General features: G+C 61.8%; 18 protein-coding genes and 1 pseudogene. 6 read left to right on the forward strand and 13 right to left on the reverse strand.

Annotated elements, in window-relative coordinates:
- Positions 1 to 229 precede the first annotated feature (229 nt).
- From EUB48_RS15585 to EUB48_RS15600, 4 genes are all read left to right on the forward strand, one after another.
- Positions 230 to 538, forward strand: coding sequence for a DUF5983 family protein (locus EUB48_RS15585; protein WP_142819987.1), 309 nt, complete (start codon positions 230 to 232; stop codon positions 536 to 538).
- Positions 535 to 867 (forward strand): hypothetical protein, encoded by a 333-nt coding sequence (locus EUB48_RS15590; RefSeq protein WP_142819988.1) that lies wholly within the window; start codon positions 535 to 537, stop codon positions 865 to 867. The genes EUB48_RS15585 and EUB48_RS15590 overlap by 4 nt, the downstream gene beginning before the upstream one ends.
- Before the next feature lie 206 nt (positions 868 to 1,073).
- Positions 1,074 to 1,538 (forward strand): hypothetical protein, encoded by a 465-nt coding sequence (locus EUB48_RS15595; protein ID WP_142819989.1) that lies wholly within the window; start codon positions 1,074 to 1,076, stop codon positions 1,536 to 1,538.
- On the forward strand, positions 1,538 to 2,074 hold the full coding sequence (locus EUB48_RS15600) for a hypothetical protein (protein ID WP_142819990.1): 537 nt from the start codon (positions 1,538 to 1,540) through the stop codon (positions 2,072 to 2,074). The genes EUB48_RS15595 and EUB48_RS15600 overlap by 1 nt, the downstream gene beginning before the upstream one ends.
- A gap of 114 nt (positions 2,075 to 2,188) precedes the next feature.
- Here the strand turns inward: EUB48_RS15600 and EUB48_RS15605 are convergent, their stop codons facing one another.
- The 9 genes from EUB48_RS15605 to EUB48_RS15645 all read right to left on the reverse strand — a co-directional run bounded on the left by EUB48_RS15605 (position 2,189) and on the right by EUB48_RS15645 (position 12,798).
- Positions 2,189 to 2,617 carry a PP2C family serine/threonine-protein phosphatase gene (locus EUB48_RS15605; RefSeq protein WP_142819991.1) on the reverse strand — a complete coding sequence of 143 codons (429 nt, stop codon included), beginning with the start codon at positions 2,615 to 2,617 and terminating at the stop codon, positions 2,189 to 2,191.
- Between the two features lie 8 nt (positions 2,618 to 2,625).
- The gene (locus EUB48_RS15610; protein ID WP_142819992.1) at positions 2,626 to 3,570 is read right to left on the reverse strand and encodes a nucleotidyl transferase AbiEii/AbiGii toxin family protein; all 945 of its coding nucleotides are present in this window, start codon (positions 3,568 to 3,570) and stop codon (positions 2,626 to 2,628) included.
- On the reverse strand, positions 3,563 to 4,174 hold the full coding sequence (locus tag EUB48_RS15615; protein WP_142819993.1) for a hypothetical protein: 612 nt from the start codon (positions 4,172 to 4,174) through the stop codon (positions 3,563 to 3,565). Before EUB48_RS15615 ends, EUB48_RS15610 begins: the two co-directional genes overlap by 8 nt.
- A gap of 173 nt (positions 4,175 to 4,347) precedes the next feature.
- Positions 4,348 to 6,813 (reverse strand): DNA repair protein, encoded by a 2,466-nt coding sequence (locus tag EUB48_RS15620; RefSeq protein WP_142819994.1) that lies wholly within the window; start codon positions 6,811 to 6,813, stop codon positions 4,348 to 4,350.
- Between the two features lie 82 nt (positions 6,814 to 6,895).
- Entirely contained in the window at positions 6,896 to 8,212 is a 1,317-nt protein-coding gene (locus EUB48_RS15625; protein ID WP_210411642.1) for a metallophosphoesterase family protein, read from the reverse strand.
- A gap of 118 nt (positions 8,213 to 8,330) precedes the next feature.
- On the reverse strand, positions 8,331 to 9,647 hold the full coding sequence (locus EUB48_RS15630) for a recombination directionality factor (RefSeq protein ID WP_142819995.1): 1,317 nt from the start codon (positions 9,645 to 9,647) through the stop codon (positions 8,331 to 8,333).
- A gap of 156 nt (positions 9,648 to 9,803) precedes the next feature.
- Positions 9,804 to 10,316 (reverse strand): thioesterase family protein, encoded by a 513-nt coding sequence (locus tag EUB48_RS15635; RefSeq protein ID WP_244618226.1) that lies wholly within the window; start codon positions 10,314 to 10,316, stop codon positions 9,804 to 9,806.
- A gap of 115 nt (positions 10,317 to 10,431) precedes the next feature.
- Positions 10,432 to 11,637 carry a DUF1173 family protein gene (locus EUB48_RS15640; RefSeq protein WP_142819997.1) on the reverse strand — a complete coding sequence of 402 codons (1,206 nt, stop codon included), beginning with the start codon at positions 11,635 to 11,637 and terminating at the stop codon, positions 10,432 to 10,434.
- A 105-nt stretch (positions 11,638 to 11,742) separates the two neighbouring features.
- Positions 11,743 to 12,798 carry a site-specific integrase gene (locus tag EUB48_RS15645; RefSeq protein WP_244618227.1) on the reverse strand — a complete coding sequence of 352 codons (1,056 nt, stop codon included), beginning with the start codon at positions 12,796 to 12,798 and terminating at the stop codon, positions 11,743 to 11,745.
- Between the two features lie 301 nt (positions 12,799 to 13,099).
- Between EUB48_RS15645 and EUB48_RS15650 the strand changes: the two are divergent.
- A pseudogene (locus EUB48_RS15650) lies at positions 13,100 to 13,213 on the forward strand (transposase); the annotation flags it as partial.
- A 188-nt stretch (positions 13,214 to 13,401) separates the two neighbouring features.
- Here the strand turns inward: EUB48_RS15650 and EUB48_RS15655 are convergent.
- Together EUB48_RS15655 and EUB48_RS21410 are read right to left on the reverse strand one after the other, a co-directional pair.
- Positions 13,402 to 14,265 (reverse strand): NUDIX hydrolase, encoded by an 864-nt coding sequence (locus EUB48_RS15655; protein ID WP_142819998.1) that lies wholly within the window; start codon positions 14,263 to 14,265, stop codon positions 13,402 to 13,404.
- A 700-nt stretch (positions 14,266 to 14,965) separates the two neighbouring features.
- Positions 14,966 to 15,217: an alpha/beta hydrolase family protein gene (locus tag EUB48_RS21410; protein WP_168226758.1), complete on the reverse strand. Its 252-nt coding sequence runs from the start codon at positions 15,215 to 15,217 to the stop codon at positions 14,966 to 14,968.
- 46 nt (positions 15,218 to 15,263) lie between these two features.
- On the opposite strand from EUB48_RS21410, the gene EUB48_RS15660 reads away from it, so the two are divergent.
- Positions 15,264 to 15,497, forward strand: coding sequence for a tripartite tricarboxylate transporter substrate-binding protein (locus EUB48_RS15660; protein ID WP_168226759.1), 234 nt, complete (start codon positions 15,264 to 15,266; stop codon positions 15,495 to 15,497).
- A 35-nt stretch (positions 15,498 to 15,532) separates the two neighbouring features.
- Here the strand turns inward: EUB48_RS15660 and EUB48_RS15665 are convergent, their stop codons facing one another.
- Together EUB48_RS15665 and EUB48_RS15670 are read right to left on the reverse strand one after the other, a co-directional pair.
- The gene (locus EUB48_RS15665) at positions 15,533 to 16,027 is read right to left on the reverse strand and encodes a MaoC family dehydratase (protein ID WP_142820000.1); all 495 of its coding nucleotides are present in this window, start codon (positions 16,025 to 16,027) and stop codon (positions 15,533 to 15,535) included.
- A 47-nt stretch (positions 16,028 to 16,074) separates the two neighbouring features.
- On the reverse strand, positions 16,075 to 16,884 hold the full coding sequence (locus EUB48_RS15670) for an enoyl-CoA hydratase/isomerase family protein (RefSeq protein WP_142820001.1): 810 nt from the start codon (positions 16,882 to 16,884) through the stop codon (positions 16,075 to 16,077).
- Between the last annotated feature and the right edge of the window lie 13 nt (positions 16,885 to 16,897).

The raw sequence follows: 16,897 nt of genomic DNA on the forward strand, positions 1-16,897 counted from the left end.
GGGGCTTACCGACCCTTACGGGTCTGGTGAGTCCTTCGATGTCATGAAGGAGAAACGATGCCTGCATCCGCACGACCCCGTTGCCCATTGTGCCCGGGCTTCGGAAGCTTGCTTGGCCAGCTCGGCCCATTGCGCCGGTTTCGCTGCCGGGCCTGCGGTATGGATTTCAACCGTCCATCCCGTGCCCGCCGTGCAGCGAGCCCATCATCCCAAACCCAAGGAGTTCCCCATGGATGAATCCACTGTTGCCAGCCTGCGCCAGCAGGCCGAGCCCTTGGCCGCACTGTCGAGTGCGCACCTGACGCCAGCCACACGCCATAAGTTGATCGGCAATGACCTCTCGGTCAACGCCTACCCCACCGCATATGGCGGCTTTGTTTATGTCGGCTCGCCACGCTACGACATCCCGACGGAAGCCGACCTGGCGGCCGTCTTTGAAGTGGCAGAACAGGCGGGTGTCATTTGGCTGAAGTTCGATGCGGATGGGGCCATCATCGATGGCTTGCCGGTCTTCGACATTTCGGGAGAAGCCTTGTGAGTCAGCATTCTGCCCACACCCACTACCGCGGCCGAAAAGTCGTGGTGGTCGCGGGCTATGACCGAGCGCTGAACGATCTTTTCCTGCAGGTGCTGGGCCATGAAGATGCCCCGCGGGCCGTGGAGGAATGCGTGCTCTACAGCAGCCTCCATGAGCCCCATCGCGACTGGACCGACATCAACGCGGTGTCGGACAAGCTGACCGAACTCGGCATCGAGGTACCGGACAGCCTGTTGGAAGCCGTGTACCTGGACCAGTTGTTCCATGCCGGCAACCGCATGGTCCGGCACCACCTGAACCAGCCACCCGAGGTGTTCCTGGTCGGATAAATTTTGGGGCCATCAAAAGGTGGCCTCAAGTCCCTCAGGGCGTCGCGCTGCAAGGCCGATGCCCTGTTTTATTTGGAGTTCAACATGGAATCAAAAGAATCCCGACCGGAATCTATCCGGCCCGTCAACGAAATCGAGCGGGTAGCCATCGTGCTACCGGAAGGAACAACCTTCTACGATGACCAGCGCTTTGTGGCGATCGGGCCATGCGCACGGTTGATGGCAGCCTGCGCGTGCACGGCCAGATCATCACCCCAGAGCGTTACCTCAGCCTGTGGCGGGCGACGCTGGAGCACCCGATGACGGCAGCGCAATTCACGGAACGCCATGGTCAGCAGGTACTGCTGGTGCTTGGTGGTCCGATGACACCGTTGCGCGGCCAGCGCAGTTCATGGACCTCGTCGCCTTTCGCGCACTTTGACGACTTCGAGGCCGCCTATCGAGACCGGATCGAATATCGAACAGATGGAGGTGGCGAGCACTTCGAGATCGCGCTGGACCTCTGTGAGCCCAACGCCGCGCGCGATGCCTTTTACGCGGCATCATTCATTCGCGGAACGGAACTGGAAAAACAGGGTCGCGTGGAGGTCCGGCTTCAACCTGGTCACCCCGCCGAGCCTCAGACCCGCGCTGTAGTCACGCAGTCTGAACTGTTTGCGCAGGTGATTTGATGAGTTACCGCCTGGAATACCAATGGGGAGCCTTTCATATTCCGGCTGCGTCGCTGGGACTGGCGGAAGATCGGTTCGTGATCGCCGTCGAAGGTGGCGACAACAATGTGTGCCATGCCCAAACCGGCAAGCGTGCCCGATCCTGGGACGCCTGCATGATCGGCACCAAAGTGCAGGTGCTGCGGCAGGCCGTGTACCTGGCCGGTTCGTGCGAAGGCGGCAGCCTGCAGCCACATGGTCGCTACTGCACGCCGGAATCCTACATCCGTCGTATTCGGCGCCTGCTGGAAGGTCCGGGGTATGTGAGTCGCGGGTATTGGCGGCCGCGGTTGCGCATCCGCCCCACGCATGTCGTGGTGGATGATCTACGCGCCATGGGGATTGAGCCAACCATCGAGAAATGGCACGGGGAGGAGCGGGCTGTCGTCGCGTTCTCACCAGATCGTCAAGGCGATTTCTTTCGGCTGATTGATCGCTATGGGAATGAACTGCCCGCCTGGTGTTGGGCGGAGGTTGCTGGGCTTGCGGCTTCCTGAGCGCGTTACATCATCCAAGCCCAAGGGTCCACCGCAAGACGGTGGACTCATTTTTTTCCGCATCACGTTGTGTTCACACAGAAATTGCAACACGCACCACCCGCCGGGAAACCGTCATGCCGGGGGAAAACCGATCTCCTCAGACAGTGGATGCGCCTTGAGGTAAGCCACCAGTTCTTCGGCAGTCCATGGCACAAAAACGATGTCAGTTACGCCATCGCACGAGACGATCCTGTCGAGCTTCTCTGGATTGACGAAAGCAGCCAGTACCGGCCCCTCCAGCCTGCGGACCCGGATCTTCTCCGTCAACAGTTGGGTCGTGATCCCCTTCAACTCCAACCTGTTGTCCCGGTCAAGCACCCGGATCACACTGTCACCGAAAACATTGCACACAACACCCTCCAGGTTGTTCTTGCTGTGGACGGCCAAGCCCATGGTCGAACAAGCCCGTTGCTGCATCAAGGCCCTGCACTTGAGAAATGCCGTGCGCAGCGCCTCTTCATCTGCACCAGTGGATTGGGTATGAAAATGATCAGGTCGCAAAAAATCTCCTACATCACCGAAATATGCCGATGAATGCGCGCCAACACGGCCGCGAAGTCAGGCTGCCCCTGGTAATACAGCGCCCGGGTCTTGCGGTATTCCGCCGTGAAGCGCTTGCGCTCTTCGGCATTCTCCAGGAGGAAGGCCGGGTTCTTTTCAATCACCAGTTCGTCATCGGTTCGGAATCGCTGTAGCTTTCGAAGTTGGTAAGCGGGCTCCTTCATGAAGGACTGCACCTCTTCAAGATCGAGCAGGCAGTACACGTCGTAATAGTGGCGAAGGAAGTTGGCCGGGAAGGCCTGCGCTTCACCCAGACGCCGGTACTTGGTGGAGATCGTCTGCAGTTTCTCGACAAAAGTGTGGGTCGGCGCGTAGCACAGAACATCGATGGCCCGGTTATCGATGGCGTCAACGCCCCGGTCGCGCGCAGTGTCCCAGGCCCAGGAGGAAATGGTGACAGGCCGATTCGGGGCGGTATCGTCAAACCCCAGTTCCAGCAGGATGCCGTCCTTCACGCCAGCCAGCGCCGCCGTGTGCGACGGATAGGACAGCCGGATGCCGGCACTGCGAAGCTTTTCATCATCAAACCCAGTATCTCGCGCGACCTGGGTGATGCCGGGGATGCGGATCTGGGTGGTGAGCCAGTCGTAGAAGCGGCTGCGAGAGGCAATGTGTGCCGCCTTGTCATGGTTGCGGCCGGTTTTGACGTCCATGCCTTCGGGGGGTTCGATGCGGATGTCGATGTCTTCCGAGAATCGGTGGATCACGCCAAAACCCTTGGACAGTGAGGTACCGCCTTTCAGTTCGAACCGAAAGCCCTGGGCTTGCAGTCCCCAAAGTCCATGCATGATCCAGTAGTCTTTCTCGACCAGCGTGGGATCGAGGCCGCGTTCGTCGGCGACGACCGCAAGCAATTGACCGAAGTCCTTGCGATCGTGCAGGAACTCAGCCACCCGCCCATTCCTTCATGTGCTTGCGGGTTGCCACCGTGCCATAACCTTGAATTGCGCGTTGCAAACGGGAACGATCAAATGAAGGTAATTTTTGTCGTGCCTGATGCAGCACCTCATCCCGGTCTTCAGCCAGCGAGCCCAGATTGTTCAGCAGGTCGACAAACAGGAATTCTGGCGTCAGTTTTTTAGGGAAATGTGGCTTCATGCGGAAGTCGAACTGACGGTTGCCCAGCTTGAAGATGCCGTGGCGCTTGTGGTTATAGACCACCGTACTGTTGTAGAGCTGGGTGGTGCCCAGACCGACCGCGTTGTAAGCGGAGGGGGAGAACACCAGGAAGGCCTTGTCCCTCAGGAAGCTGCCGACCAGTTCGTCGTCGTCCGGCGGTAGAGGGCCAAAGCTGGACTGGCGCGGGGCGTAGTACAAGCCTTGAGCCAGCTTCTTCAGCCGACCCTCCGCGACCAGTTCACGCAGGTGACGGTCCACTGCGTTGGACAGCGGTGCGAGGTCTTCACGCCGGTACACCCGCCCCGCCCGAAGCCCATCGGCAAGGTGCGCAGCGGCGCCTCGGACAGAGCCCGCAGTGGGAGAAGTTACGGTGAGCACGCCTGATTCCTCATTGAAATTTCATGCATTTTAGTTCAAATTCATCGATTCTGCAGAATGCCATCTTGCAGCTGCTGTATGGGAGCTTGGGCAAAACGGCCATGTCTACCCACCGGCGGAATCCACCCATGCAATGAGCGAATCGCCTGGCTGCCAGGCTCCTCGCTTCCCGCTCAATCTGTCACCTGCGCGGGCGCGATACAAGTCTCCAGATCAATCACCACATCGGCCATGGCCGTCAGCTCCGGCGTCTGTGAAACGAAGAACTCCCGTGTGTAGCCGCCCAGACGCAGGACCTCCCGTTTCATCGCCATGAACATGCGCTTGCGCTCGGGATCCAGTGGCCCGTCGGCTTCGTCAGAGAATAGCGTGGCATAGCGCCGCCCGGAGTGTTGAGCCAGGTACAACGCCACCGCCCGCGTCAGGCACTCGTTGATCCAGACTCTTTCGCCGCCACTCATCAGGCCCACGCTCTTGCTTTCACCCGATTCGCCGTCGTGCACGACGATGTCGAAGCCTTCCCGCTGTTCGCCCTTGCCAGTTTCCACCAGTGTGTGGATGGACGCCGTAAAACGCGGGCCGTAACAGGCCAGCAGCAGGTCATTAGCCAACCCCGACAGGGCCGGACCCGCATCGTCAATCGCCAGGGCAATCAAACCGTCGTTGCTCATGCAACGCGCGAACAGGTTCCAGCCGCCCAGTTCGGTCTCCACATGGGCGATGCGCGTCTGGACCTGCGAGCGTCGCACAGCGAGGGTCTGTACCCGACCGCACAGTGCGTCCAGCTGATGGGCCTCCCGCACGGTCGCCAAGTGTAATTGCTCAGCCGCCACGACCGCCTCTTCGGCCTGAGTCATGGTCTGGACGACCACGGCAAGTTGCTGCTCGTCATAGGGCGCAGGCATCGCCGCCAGGGCCTCTTCCAGCCGATTCAATCCGTCCCGGAATTGCTGGGACTGGCGCTCCAACTGCTGGGCGACTACCTGCCGCGCCGCGCCAATCTGCTCGCGCTCGGTCTGCTCTTCGGAGGTCTCGACCGCATCCGCCGGGGCAGCATGGCCCTTCCCCAGCGCCGCGAGTTCCTGTTCGACGCAGACCAATGTGGTGCGCGCCTGTGCTATCTCGCCTGTTTTGGCCGCAAGCACAGCGAGCCGCGACACACGCTCCCGGGCCCTATCGCCCCTGCATTCAGCCCACGCCACCGCCTGCGACGCATCGGCCAGCCGCTCCCGCTCGCGGCGGGCGGTAGCCAACTCCGATTGCGCCTGTGCCTTCTCACGCGCCAACCGGGTGATGTGTCCCTTGGCACTCGGGATCAAGGCTTGGGCGTCTCGCGCATCCCCCAGCAGCTTGCATTGACCCTGCAGGTCGGTTCCTGCACACGGCACCTCGTCCGTCAGGCCGAAGCGGTGGGCCAGTTCCTCGGCCTGGAGCACCGCCTTGCCGGCCTCCCGCTCAATACCCGCCAGCTTCTGCTCGGCGACACGCTCGGCCCCTTGGCATTGCGTCAGGCGCTGGGCTTGTTGACGACAGGCCAAGGTCTGCGCGGTGCGCCTTGACAGTACACGCTCGGCCAATGGCAACCGAGCGACGGCATGCCCCACCGCCCCCGCCGCGTCCAGCACCGCCCGGCATTGCCGCCGCGTATGCTGCAACGCCTGACTGCGGATGCGTTCCCGGCTCACCCTGTCCGCGATACGCTGCACCAGGCGCTCCAGCCGCTGCTGCTCGCCCTGATTCTGCGCCTTGAGCGCCGCGATGGCCTGGGTGCCCGCATCGACCAGCGCCTTGCGCTCGGCCAGCAATTGCGCCCGCCGCATCTCGGTAGCCCGCGACTGGTCGCGCTCGGCCGACAGCGTGGCGTGCCGGGCTCTGGCGACATCAAGCTTGCGTTGCGCCAGTTGCCGCGCGGCAAGGCCTTGCGCCACCCGATCCGATGCGCCGTCAAGCCGCAGCCGCTCGCTTGCGATGCGTCCGGCTTCCTCGTCGAGACCGGCCAGCTCCTGCCGGATGGCCGACAGCCCCGCTTTGAGCAGCCGCGCCGTCTCCGCCGCTTTTTGCCCCAGGGCGCGGATTTCGTCCTGTCCGAGCAAATCGGCCAGCAGCGTCTTGATCTCGGCGTTGCGGTAAGTGCTGAGCTGGCGTTTGCCCTGCGCGGAGAACACCGAGGTGAAGAAGGTATCGGCACTGCCGCAGACCGCCTCCACGCACCGGGTGTAGGTTTCGATCTTGCCATCGGACACCGTGCCGTCGTCAAGCCGCAGCGGCATCCAGCTGCCCACATTACCGAGCACGAACAGGAAGGCCTCGGTCTTGCGCCGACCATTGAGGCGGATCACCACCTGCGAACGGTAGCTGCGCCCCTCGTGGGCCCAGGTCAGATCCTTCTCGTTCTCCGGTAAGCAGACGTGGTCGTAGTAAGAGAATCCGCCCGGCCCCGCCACGGCAGCGCGCGAAGGCATGGTGAGATAGGGGTGCATGTTGTCCATCACGGTGCTCTTGCCGCGTCCGTTGGCGCCGGCAATGGCGACCAGTTCGGCGCCATCGGCTAATCGTTCGAAGTCCAGGCTCAGCGCATCGCGGCCCAAACCATCGCGGATACCCCGAAACCCCTTGAGGGTCAGTGAAAGAACTTGCATGATCGTGCTCCAGAAAAAGGATGGAACCAGTCTCGCGCGCAATGGACCTTGTGCAAGTCCATCCGCGCGGCGGGTAGCGCCGTCAGAACAACAGGGCGGACTCCGCTTCTACGTCTTCGGTCAATAGCAACTCGGCCATGACTTCCGCCGTAGGCACCGCAGTGGCGCACAGGGTTTGCTCGGCAATTGCCTCCGGTGTCTGGCTTACCAGCGCCTGCAGACAGTCCAGCAGTGGCTGAGGTTTCGCCTCAAGGGACAGCGCCCAGGCGCGCACCTTGTCTGCCAGGCTGGCGAGTTGGGAGATTCCCGCCGCCCGTGTGCGTACCACTGGCACAATATGTCCTTCGAGTTTGACTTCCGCTGCGCCCTCCAACAGTGCCTGCATCGCCGCACGGTTCACTTCGTGCCTCTCCTCGTCGGCCACGGTCCAGCGCACCCGAACAAAGGCCCCGTCAATGCCTTCCCGCTCGACAGCTTCGCGCAGCCCGACCAGATCGGGCTTTCCTTCAAACGTGATGTCAATGGTACGGCGCGCCGGCGTGGGCTCCATCGTGAAGCGCACATCGCCCGGGCTAATTTCCCACAGCAGGAAGCCCTTGTCGCCCTCCTCGCCGTAATGGAAGCGCCCGATGGAGCCGGGGTAGGCAACGCACTGGTGACCCGCACAGCCTTTCAACCCCGTTGATCCGTTCTCCCAGGACTGGTGCCGATGAATGTGGCCCAGCATGAAGGCTTGGGCCTCGGCCGCAAACAGCGCACCGGTCGTGAACTCGTGATCAAAGCCGGCCATGGGCACACCATGCTCTGAAATGCATCCAAACACTGTGCCGTGCGACACCCCGATGGTAGGCAGGCCCCGCGCACGTGCTGCCTGGTTGCTGGCGGCAAACCCACGCAGCAGCAAGGCAAGATGTTCCCCCACTGCTTCTGCCGCTGAACTGGCACCCACGGTAGCCGCCACAACCGCCTTGTTGACCGTCGGCACGCAAGAAAACAAGGCACGCAACCCGCTCGGTAATTCTGTGAAATGCCAACCTTCAGACGCCACCCAGCACCCGCCAGCCGTGAGCCCAACCTGCCCGATCCGGTCGGCGACGTGCATCGGGTAGCGTCCACCCAGTAGCCGGAACATCGACAAGGTTCCCGGTGGCTCATGCGAAAACGTCCCTTGCAGCATCAGCACCGGGCAATGGTCGGCCAGACGCCGGATGTTGCGCGCCAGGCGCTCCGCCGCGGGCGAATGCAGGTCCAGCGCATGGTCCGTCGCGTCCCCCGACACCACGGCGGCATCGACCCTCAAGGCGATGGCACGGTCCACGGCATGACTGAAGCACCGGTCAGCCTCGACCAGATTCCTGGCGCTGTAGTGAAGATCAGAAAACTGGGCAATGCGGATCATGCAGCCTCCTGGGCTGGTTCTTCGAACAATAGGGTGGGTTCCGACAGCTTCGCCCCGACCTCCTTATGGTCAAGGGCGAGGTCAGACCACGGCCACGTCTTGAAAGTTCGCGGCCCGCTCATGCCCGCCCCCGTATCGCGCAGTCGATCTTGTCGAGGTAGCCCTTTGGGTCGTTCCGGTAACGCACCAGTTCCTCATGGGCATGCTGTCGCCCGAACGCATTGAAGCGCCAGCCACTGCCCCAGCGCTGGGCAGCGTAGGCGTCATACTGGGCCAGGTCGACGCCATAGGATTGAACCTTGTCAGCGATTTGTTCAAGCGTTGGCCCCTTCGTGACAATATCCCTCCACCCGACCTCGCTCTCTGGTTGGTTCTGGCGTTGGTTGCCTGCTGGCGCTGCGCCTGCGGGCGGCTGATCGGCGGTGTCAACACCGTCCCCTGGAATCAAGGCGCCGTCAAGCACGTGCGCCGCCTGCCGAGCCTGCACGATGACAGCACCTTCATCCTCGTTGTGGCGTATCAGTGCAGTCACATCGACGGGTGCTTCCAGGTCGATGATCCATTGCGGCACCCGAACTGGCCTGCCCCGCTCGTCGATACGCGCCACCTCCATCAGCTTCTTGGTCAAATAGAACGGCGTGCGCTGGCTGTCCAGAAAGCCCGAAATGCGACCTCCACGCAGGAAGCTGATGGTCTCGAACTTCTGGATGGCCATGTTCATGGCGTAAAAGCTGTTGGTGTGCAGTTCGAAGGCACTGATCGAGCGGATGCCCGGGATGAAGAACAGGAAACGCCCCGTCAGGTTGCACTGGCGATGCTGATATTCGCGGCAGGACTCCGGTTCGCACAAGCCACCGTTCTGTTCGCGCAACACCGTCTTGCGCCCGCCGAACAGACGAATCACCCGCTTGCCGGTGTCATCAAACGGCACGGACGCGTGCTGTTTGCAATAGCGCACGCGACCATCAGGGGAGTATTCAGACCAATAGTGCTTCTCAGAACCGCCCCAGGCTGCGAGCTCGTGCGGCATCACCACCTGCCAGAAGTCGGAGGGGAACACCACCGGGAAACGGTACAGGCGCTTGACGCCATCGCCTCGGTCTTCGCCGTGGGCATCCAGAATCTGGCGGGCGACCTCGGGGTTAGCAAAATCCTGCCCACGAACCGTGAACCAGGATACGTTCTTGGGCACCAAGGGGGTTTTCAACTGAGGCAGCGCCGCGGCAAGCGCCTGCTCGATCTGGGCAAACGAGTCGCCTACCGCCATACCCCGCGCGTAGATGGCGCGGGCACCGGGGTGCGCCGCCGCCTTGCTGGTCAAAACCTTGATGCCGGCGCGGATTTTGCCGCCGGTGGGAATCCGTGCCAGGCCTTGCCCGAGCACGGTGGGCAGCATTGCCTGGCCGCCATTGACCTTGACCACTGCATTCGACATGGTTGCACTCCTTCATGAATCGCGAAACAACTCGCAAGTTCATGCTCTCGTGCAAAACGCCTGTGTCAACCGGACTGTCTGGCGCGGTGGGGGGCGACAAGTGATATCCAATTTATCGATTCGCAAGCAGAAACCTGCGCTCGGGCTGTTCTGCCTCTATGACACGGACTCCACCTTCTGAAGGCCATTCACCTTGGTCGCAATTTTCGACTCCATCGATGCACGGTCTGCCGCCACCAGCGTCACCTTGCCATCGCAAACGAGTTCATGATCGTCGTAAGCCCTGATGTAAAACGTTGCGCTGTGCTGACTCAGCCGCTCCACCCAACCCAATAGCCGAATCGTTGCACCAGAGGGTATCGGGCCGCAATGCTCGACGTGAATGGTCCGGCCGACAACCACCTCCACCGAAGGATCGATCTGTCGCTGCATTTCCCGGATGCAAATCGATTCGACGACCGCGATCAGGTACCCGGTGGCCAGGCACTCGATGAGCGTTTCGGCATAGGGCTTCCCATGCGGCAAGCGCGTGAACAGCGAACGTGCCGTCTGATAGGTGGGCACGGTGTAGGTCTCTTCGAAACATATCTCGCTGACCTGTTGGTGATTCATAAAGTGCTGTTGAGTTGGTTGGGGTGGTCTTGGCAACCGAAGCAGCACGATGTTCACGGATGCACAGCAAACGCACCAGAGACAACCAGCGCGAAAGAAGCGATGTTTCGGCATCGGCAGACGCGGTGTCTACAGCACAGTTCCACCCGACGCGCGCGAATCTGCAAGCGCGCTATGTACCCGCTCTGGCCGGTAATTTCGGCATGGACTCACTCGTATGCCATACCCACAGCGTGTCGTCGCCAGATCTCAGGGCGAGTGCCTTCGCCGCTTGTTCTTTCGGATCCAAATAGGCACTGACCACATGCAAGGGAACAGGCGAGTCTCCTGCGTCCAGCAATAGGGCGTTCGGAAACCTTGCTGCATTCCTGGCATCGTAGCGCAAGGGTTTGACGAATCGCCGCTGCTGATCCACCAAGGCCTGTACCAACGGCAACTCGTGAATACCTTCGACCGGGATCCAGTGCTCGCTGGTCAGCATCAGGCTCGCAACATCGATTTCGTAGGTATGCTCGCGGCGCGCACGGATTAAAGCGGCCAGCATCAGCCGCGCCTTCTGCCCCACGTCGGCATCCCGCGCCTCCCACAGAGGAGCAAACACCCGCTCGATCCGTTCCCATGCCTTGGCGGCAATCAGCAGCGGCGCGTCCGGCATGTGTTTGATCCACACCCGGCGCCCCAATGGCGTCACATCGCTCGCCTTGAACTCGCCCATGACCACAGCCAGTGGGCTCTGCCCTTCCCTTGGTCGCAATACCGCCAGCTTTTCGCGACGTCGCCGGGCGGCATCCGCCTTGCCCGCCTCGCTGAAGGGTTCGGGCACGTACAGCCTCTCAGCCAGTGCCACGCCCTTGACTGCTACGTTCTCCGCCGCTTCCTGCAGGTACTTGTGCAGCACGCCCTGGTTGCGCTTGCCCTCCATGGCGGGACTCCAGCGGTTGAACCCCGCGCGCTCGAACAGAAAATGCATCAGCGCCCGCAGGCTCATGCGTCGACGCGACACCTCTACCTCGGACATGTCCTGTGGCTGCCCGCGTGGCACACCTCGTCCGGTGGATCTGGTCCACGGAAAATCCACCCGCAGTTCTATGGACCCCATCTCAGACTCCAACACTGCTTCACCAACCAGTTCACCCAGGCCAGACTGCTGCAGCTCAGGTTCGTAGGACGGGCAGCCGGGGTGATGCCGACTGCCGGTTTCCGGCATGCGCTTGACCACGAACTGCCGGTGGTGCGCCACGTACATCTCCACCCCGCCCGAAACACATAAACAGCGGGGACGTTCTGGCGTTTCATGAACATGCGCGAGTACAGCCTGCAACTGTGGGTCGTCGACGCCAAGTACACGACCTTTGATGGAGAAACGCTGAATGTCCATTCTTGACAGGCTCCTGACCCACCATGCTGTACCGCTCAGCCTCAACGCGTCAATGAATACAGCACCCAATGTGACGGGATTTCAGCATCGGATAGGCCCGATGAATCAGATCAGTTCATTGACAAGAACCGCAATGGTCGGCTTGGGCCTGGAAAGCAGCGCCCGCACGGCGCTGCGCTCGCTGATGCCCAGCAGCAGTCCAACCTGGTCTTCATTGGCGCCGCGTTCATACAACCGGGATATCACAGTGCGCCGTGCCGATAGTGCAGACACGCCCTTGAGCTCGGCATACCGGAACAGCTTGTCGTAGGTCTCCAGAATGGGGCGGCATAGAAAGCGCAGTTGCCCTTCTTTACCATAGGGCGTGACCTTGAAGCCTTCGCCCGTCGCTGACAGGAACAGGCGACTGTCAGGATCAAGGCCTCGGTAAGCCCCCGCCGTATGTACGCCCAACTGCAGCGCCAGCCGCTCCTTCAAATAGAGCGTCAGTACCTCGTCGAGTCGCGTGCTGGTGAAATACAAAGATCGGGGTTTTCTGGTGATCGCCACCTCCGCGCGCATCTGCGATTCCCGGCGCACGCTGCCGTCCGCATCAAGGTAGTCCCGAACCTCCAGTCGGGCGATTTCCAGAGGCCTGGCGCCAGTGGCAAACAGCAAGTAGAACAGGGCGATATCGTGCCAAGGCCGACTGCTGCGGCCCTTGATGCGCAGGACTGCCTGAGCGATTTCCTCACTGGAGAGGATGCGGGTCTCCCGAGACCCACAAGGTAAGCTTGGTTCGAAAGATTCCAACGCCATCAGGATAGCATCCTGGTGCAAGCGAAGACGACGAACAAAGGCGGCCCCCTCCTCGTTGAGTCCCTGGATGCCCACTTCCTTGCTCAACTGGGCCGCTATGGCCTTGATGCGCCGTTCGACAGCGGTACGGGATTTGCCAAACCTGGCGGCGACAGCCTCATACGTCTCGCCACTGATCACCGCTTTGAGCATTCCGACGGATTGCGCTGCCGTCTCGTTTACTTCAATAGCATCTTGATCTCCATCGCGTGGTTTGGTGTCTTTTCCCATACTGAATCGATGCTCCTGATACGTCTCTATGCTCAAGTGCTTTTCGTGGGTCTGCCAGGGAAAATTCCCAGAAAACACAGCGGATTTCGACATCGGACATTCACAGCCCCGTTCCGACAAAAGGCCAGGATCAGCAGCGCGCTTTTCTATCGGAGGTGCCGTTGATCTTGCCCCTGTACCTCCTCAGGGGCCGTGATGCCGTGGATAGCTCATGCTCCAATCATCGTGACAAACAACTGCGGCATTGCGGGTGTCCTGCGTCAATTGAAGGCGCACGACAGCAGGCTGCGCTCATCATAGCCATGGCGCATTCTGACCCTGACCCAGGAAACCTGACCATTCAAAAGTAGGAAATCCGGCATGATTTTTCACCTTAGGTGAATGGAAACATGTCGTGAAGACAAGCAGATTTACAGAGGGACAATTCGCCTTTGGCCTCAAACAGGCGGAGCTGGGCACCAAAGTCGAGGAGATCTGTCGCAAGCCGGGCATCAGCGATGCCACGTTCAAACTCGGCAATCGTAGGACAAATGCGAGAAGGTGATCAATTCGCGCGACGGCAGCGTACGCTACCCGATCTGCGTGTAGCCGCTGCATACGACGCGGAAGGGCACCGGCTCTTCCGAGGAGGCGGGGACCTGCGCCTGCCGATAGGACTCGGCATTCGCAGCGCCACGGGGTGGGAAAACGGCTGTCTCAGCCGAAGAGCGCGTCGAGGCCGCCCTCGGGTTCGTAGCGATCGTTGCGCCAGGAAAGCCGCGTCGGTCCGGGTATTACCCGCGAGCGCATCGAGTGGCCCTCGTCGCCCGGGTAGCACACTATGTGTATGCCACCTTGATCAAAAACCTCGGGATGGATGCAGGGCGGCTTGCGGCCGCGCGCTTCGGCCAACACGCCGGCAACGTCCCGGTACCGCGAGAGAAGAGCCAGGCTCATGATTTGAGGCGCTGCGAGCTGGATCCGCCCCTCCCAGTACTCGCGCAGGGCTCTCTGCGGCGCCAACCATACGCTTTCGGTTGCTTCATGTTGATCGTGCACCGGCTCCTGGCCTGGCGGCACGGCAGCGACGAAGAAGCGCGCATCGAAGTGCTTGCGCGCCCGAACACTGGCGACGGGCGTGATCCAACGGGACCACGGAACAAGGCCAGCTACCGCCAATGGCGCGTCGACAAGATCCAGCACTTCCCCGAAGGGGCGCCCTGCGTGCAGAGACGCCCACGATTCTGGCGTAAGGACGGCTTCGAGCGCTGCAAACAGCACACCGGCCTCCTCGAACACCTCGCGAATGGCGGCAACATACAACGCCGCGGCCTGCGCTTCGCTCAGTTGCGGCTCGCCGAGAGTTTCATGCAGCACCCTCGTTGGCTGGTCGAGCCGGCCGACAAACCCCATATCCTGGCGGTCCATCTTGCCGCCAGGGAACACATAGGCGCCACCCAGCACGTCGGACAGGCCATGCCGCTTCAGAAGAAAAACCTCCAGGCCGTGCGGCGCATCGCGCAGCATCAAGACGGTCGCCGAAGGGATGGGGCACAGAGGACTGCCGTCGCCGAAATTCATCGAGCAAGCGTATCACTATCAGGCGGAGCGATATCCAGCTCCGGTCGCTGACTATCTCGCGTCGAGGCCATGCCGCGCAAGAAAGGCGGACCAACTGGTCCGCCACCTCCACGTTGTTCAAATCCGAGAACATGAAATCCGAGTTGCCGCACAGACCTGCGTCGGGCAGATGCAGTACGCTGGCCTGGCCGCCTCTCCTGTTGAGCGCCTCGATGAACAGGTTGCAGGCGAGTACTTGCACGCGGCGGTCGTCGGCGGCCAGATCGGGTCCCGGTTCCTTCGGAATGTTGTCGCCGTAAACCACCTGCAACGGAACCTTCGCGAGCTCGCTGAATTCCCCTTGGCTGACCGCCGTGCCCGGGGACTGAGTACCTTTATAGAGCGGCAGAGCCGGGGGCACTTCGCCCTGAGGAAGCAGGAAGCCGGGCTCGTAACTCACGATCCCCTTCACTTTCGGCGAACGGCAACCGGCGAGCCAGCATGGCAGGCCGGAATTCGAATGCGTCACCAACACTGTGGGGCCGATCTTGTCGAGCAGCGCCAGCAGCGCGCCGCTGATGACTTCCGCATCGTCGGACATCATGGGCCGCACGTGCTGCAGGAACTGGTCCAGTGCGTCCATCGGGAACGCCTGCACCGGGAACACATCGGGATACTTCGGCCCCAGCCGCCAACGGGACCAGATTTTTTCACGACCGGGTCACCTGGTGCGGTTGGGCACAAGCTGCTGCCAGTCATCCAGCTTGCCGAATTCACCGTCGAAGCTTGGGAAACCGGAGCGCCCACCTCGTGGCGAATCGACGATGTACACCGGAAAACCCCGACGCAGGAAGATCGTCTGGTAGCCCTCGCACCCGTCGGGCGTCGTTTCCCACACGCGCCCTGTGCCACCGCCTCCGTGCCCGAGTACCAGCGGCAGCTTGCACGCATTCACCGGTATCTGGTACTGCACGTGCTGGTGCCGCGTCCTGCACGGCCTGGCTGCGCGAGTGGTTCAAGTGATCCGCATCGATGCGGTGTGGCTGAACGCGGGCCCTTTTTGGAACAGCTACCTGGTTCCGGCTGACACGCCGGCTGCGGTCGTGGACCGCCTCTACAAGGGCTTCGCCCACGCCTCCGCCAATCCCGCAGTGCATGAGCGGCTTGCGAAAGTGGGCGTGATGATCAAGGCGAGGAACGGAGTCGAGACGGGCAAGTTCGTGCACTCGGAGATCGTCCGCTGGCGGGGGTGATCGAGAGCAACGGCATCAAGCTGCAGAACTGAGCCTCAGTTCGCTGCGGCCGGCGCCTTCAGCAACATGCCCTGACGCCGGACCTCGCCGATCAGCTTGCCCTCCTGGTTGTAGGCACGGTGCCGGAAGTCCACAATGCCGCGGTCGGGATGGCTCTTCGATTCGCGGGCGCCCACGATCTGCGTCTCAACGCGCACCGTGTCGCCGTCGAACAGCGGCGTGTAGAAGCGCACGTCCGTCATCCCCAGGTTGGCGGCGGTGGTGCCCATCGTCGTGTCATACACCGAAATGCCCATCATCAGGCCGAGGGTGTAGAACGAATTCACCACCGGCTTGCCCCATTGTGTTTCGGTCGCGCAGAAGTGCGCGTCGATGTGCAGCGGTTGCGGGTTCAAAGTCATGTTGCAGAACAGCATGTTGTCCATCTGCGTGACGGTTTTCGTCACGCCGTGGCGGAACACGCGTCCGACGTAGAAGGACTCGAAGTAAAGGCCGCCGCGCGGATGACGTTGTTCAGTGGTCTGTGTCATCGCTGCTCCGTTTGCATGGAATGGGTCTTGGGCCTTGGTTCGCGCGGTCAGACCGGCGTGTCCGGGTCGAAGGCCGGCTTGCGCTTCTGCAGGAATGCATCCATGCCTTCCATCCCCTCGGGACCGCCCATGCCCATGAATTCCAGTGCGAGGGAGGCATCGAAGATCGGCGCGGCCTGCTTGATCCAGTGATTCAGCATCGTCTTGGTCCAGCGCAGCGCCGCCGGGGCGCCCTGCGCCAGGCCGGTGGCAACCTTCACGGCGCGCTCCTCAACCTCCTCGTCCGGCAGGGCCAGGGAGATCAGGTTCATCCGCTCGGCCTCCTCGCCCGTGAAGGTCTCGGCCGTCATCAGGTAGTACTTGGCCTTGGCCATGCCACACAGGATCGGCCACACGATGGTGGCGTGGTCACCGGCGGCGATGCCGATCTTCAAGTGGCCGTCAGAGAACTTGGCGTCCTTCGAGGCGATGGAGATATCCGCCAGGATCAGGCAGGCCAGTCCGGCGCCGACGGCCCAGCCGCGGGCAGCTCCCACGATCGGCTTGCGGCAGTCGAGCATGCCGGTGACGAGCCTCCTCGCCTCGGACATGGCCTGCATGCGCAGCTTGTAGTCGTCGCAGACCTTGCGCTCGTGGTTCAGGTCGCCGCCGGCGGAAAAGGACTTGCCTTCCCCGGTGATGATCACGGCGGAGACGCTGTCATCGGCGTCGACATCGGCCCAGATCTCGGAGACCTCCTTGTGCATCTGCGCGTCCATGGCGCCCATCTTCAGCGGCGACGACAGGGTGATGCGCAGCACGCGCTCGGCGGGGCGGTCGAATTTCAGACGGGTGTAGCGGGTGTAGCGATCTTGCATGGTGGAACCTTTC

Origin of the sequence: Rhodoferax sediminis (assembly GCF_006970865.1) — a bacterium.
Taxonomy (GTDB): Bacteria; Pseudomonadota; Gammaproteobacteria; order Burkholderiales; family Burkholderiaceae_C; genus Rhodoferax_A; species Rhodoferax_A sediminis.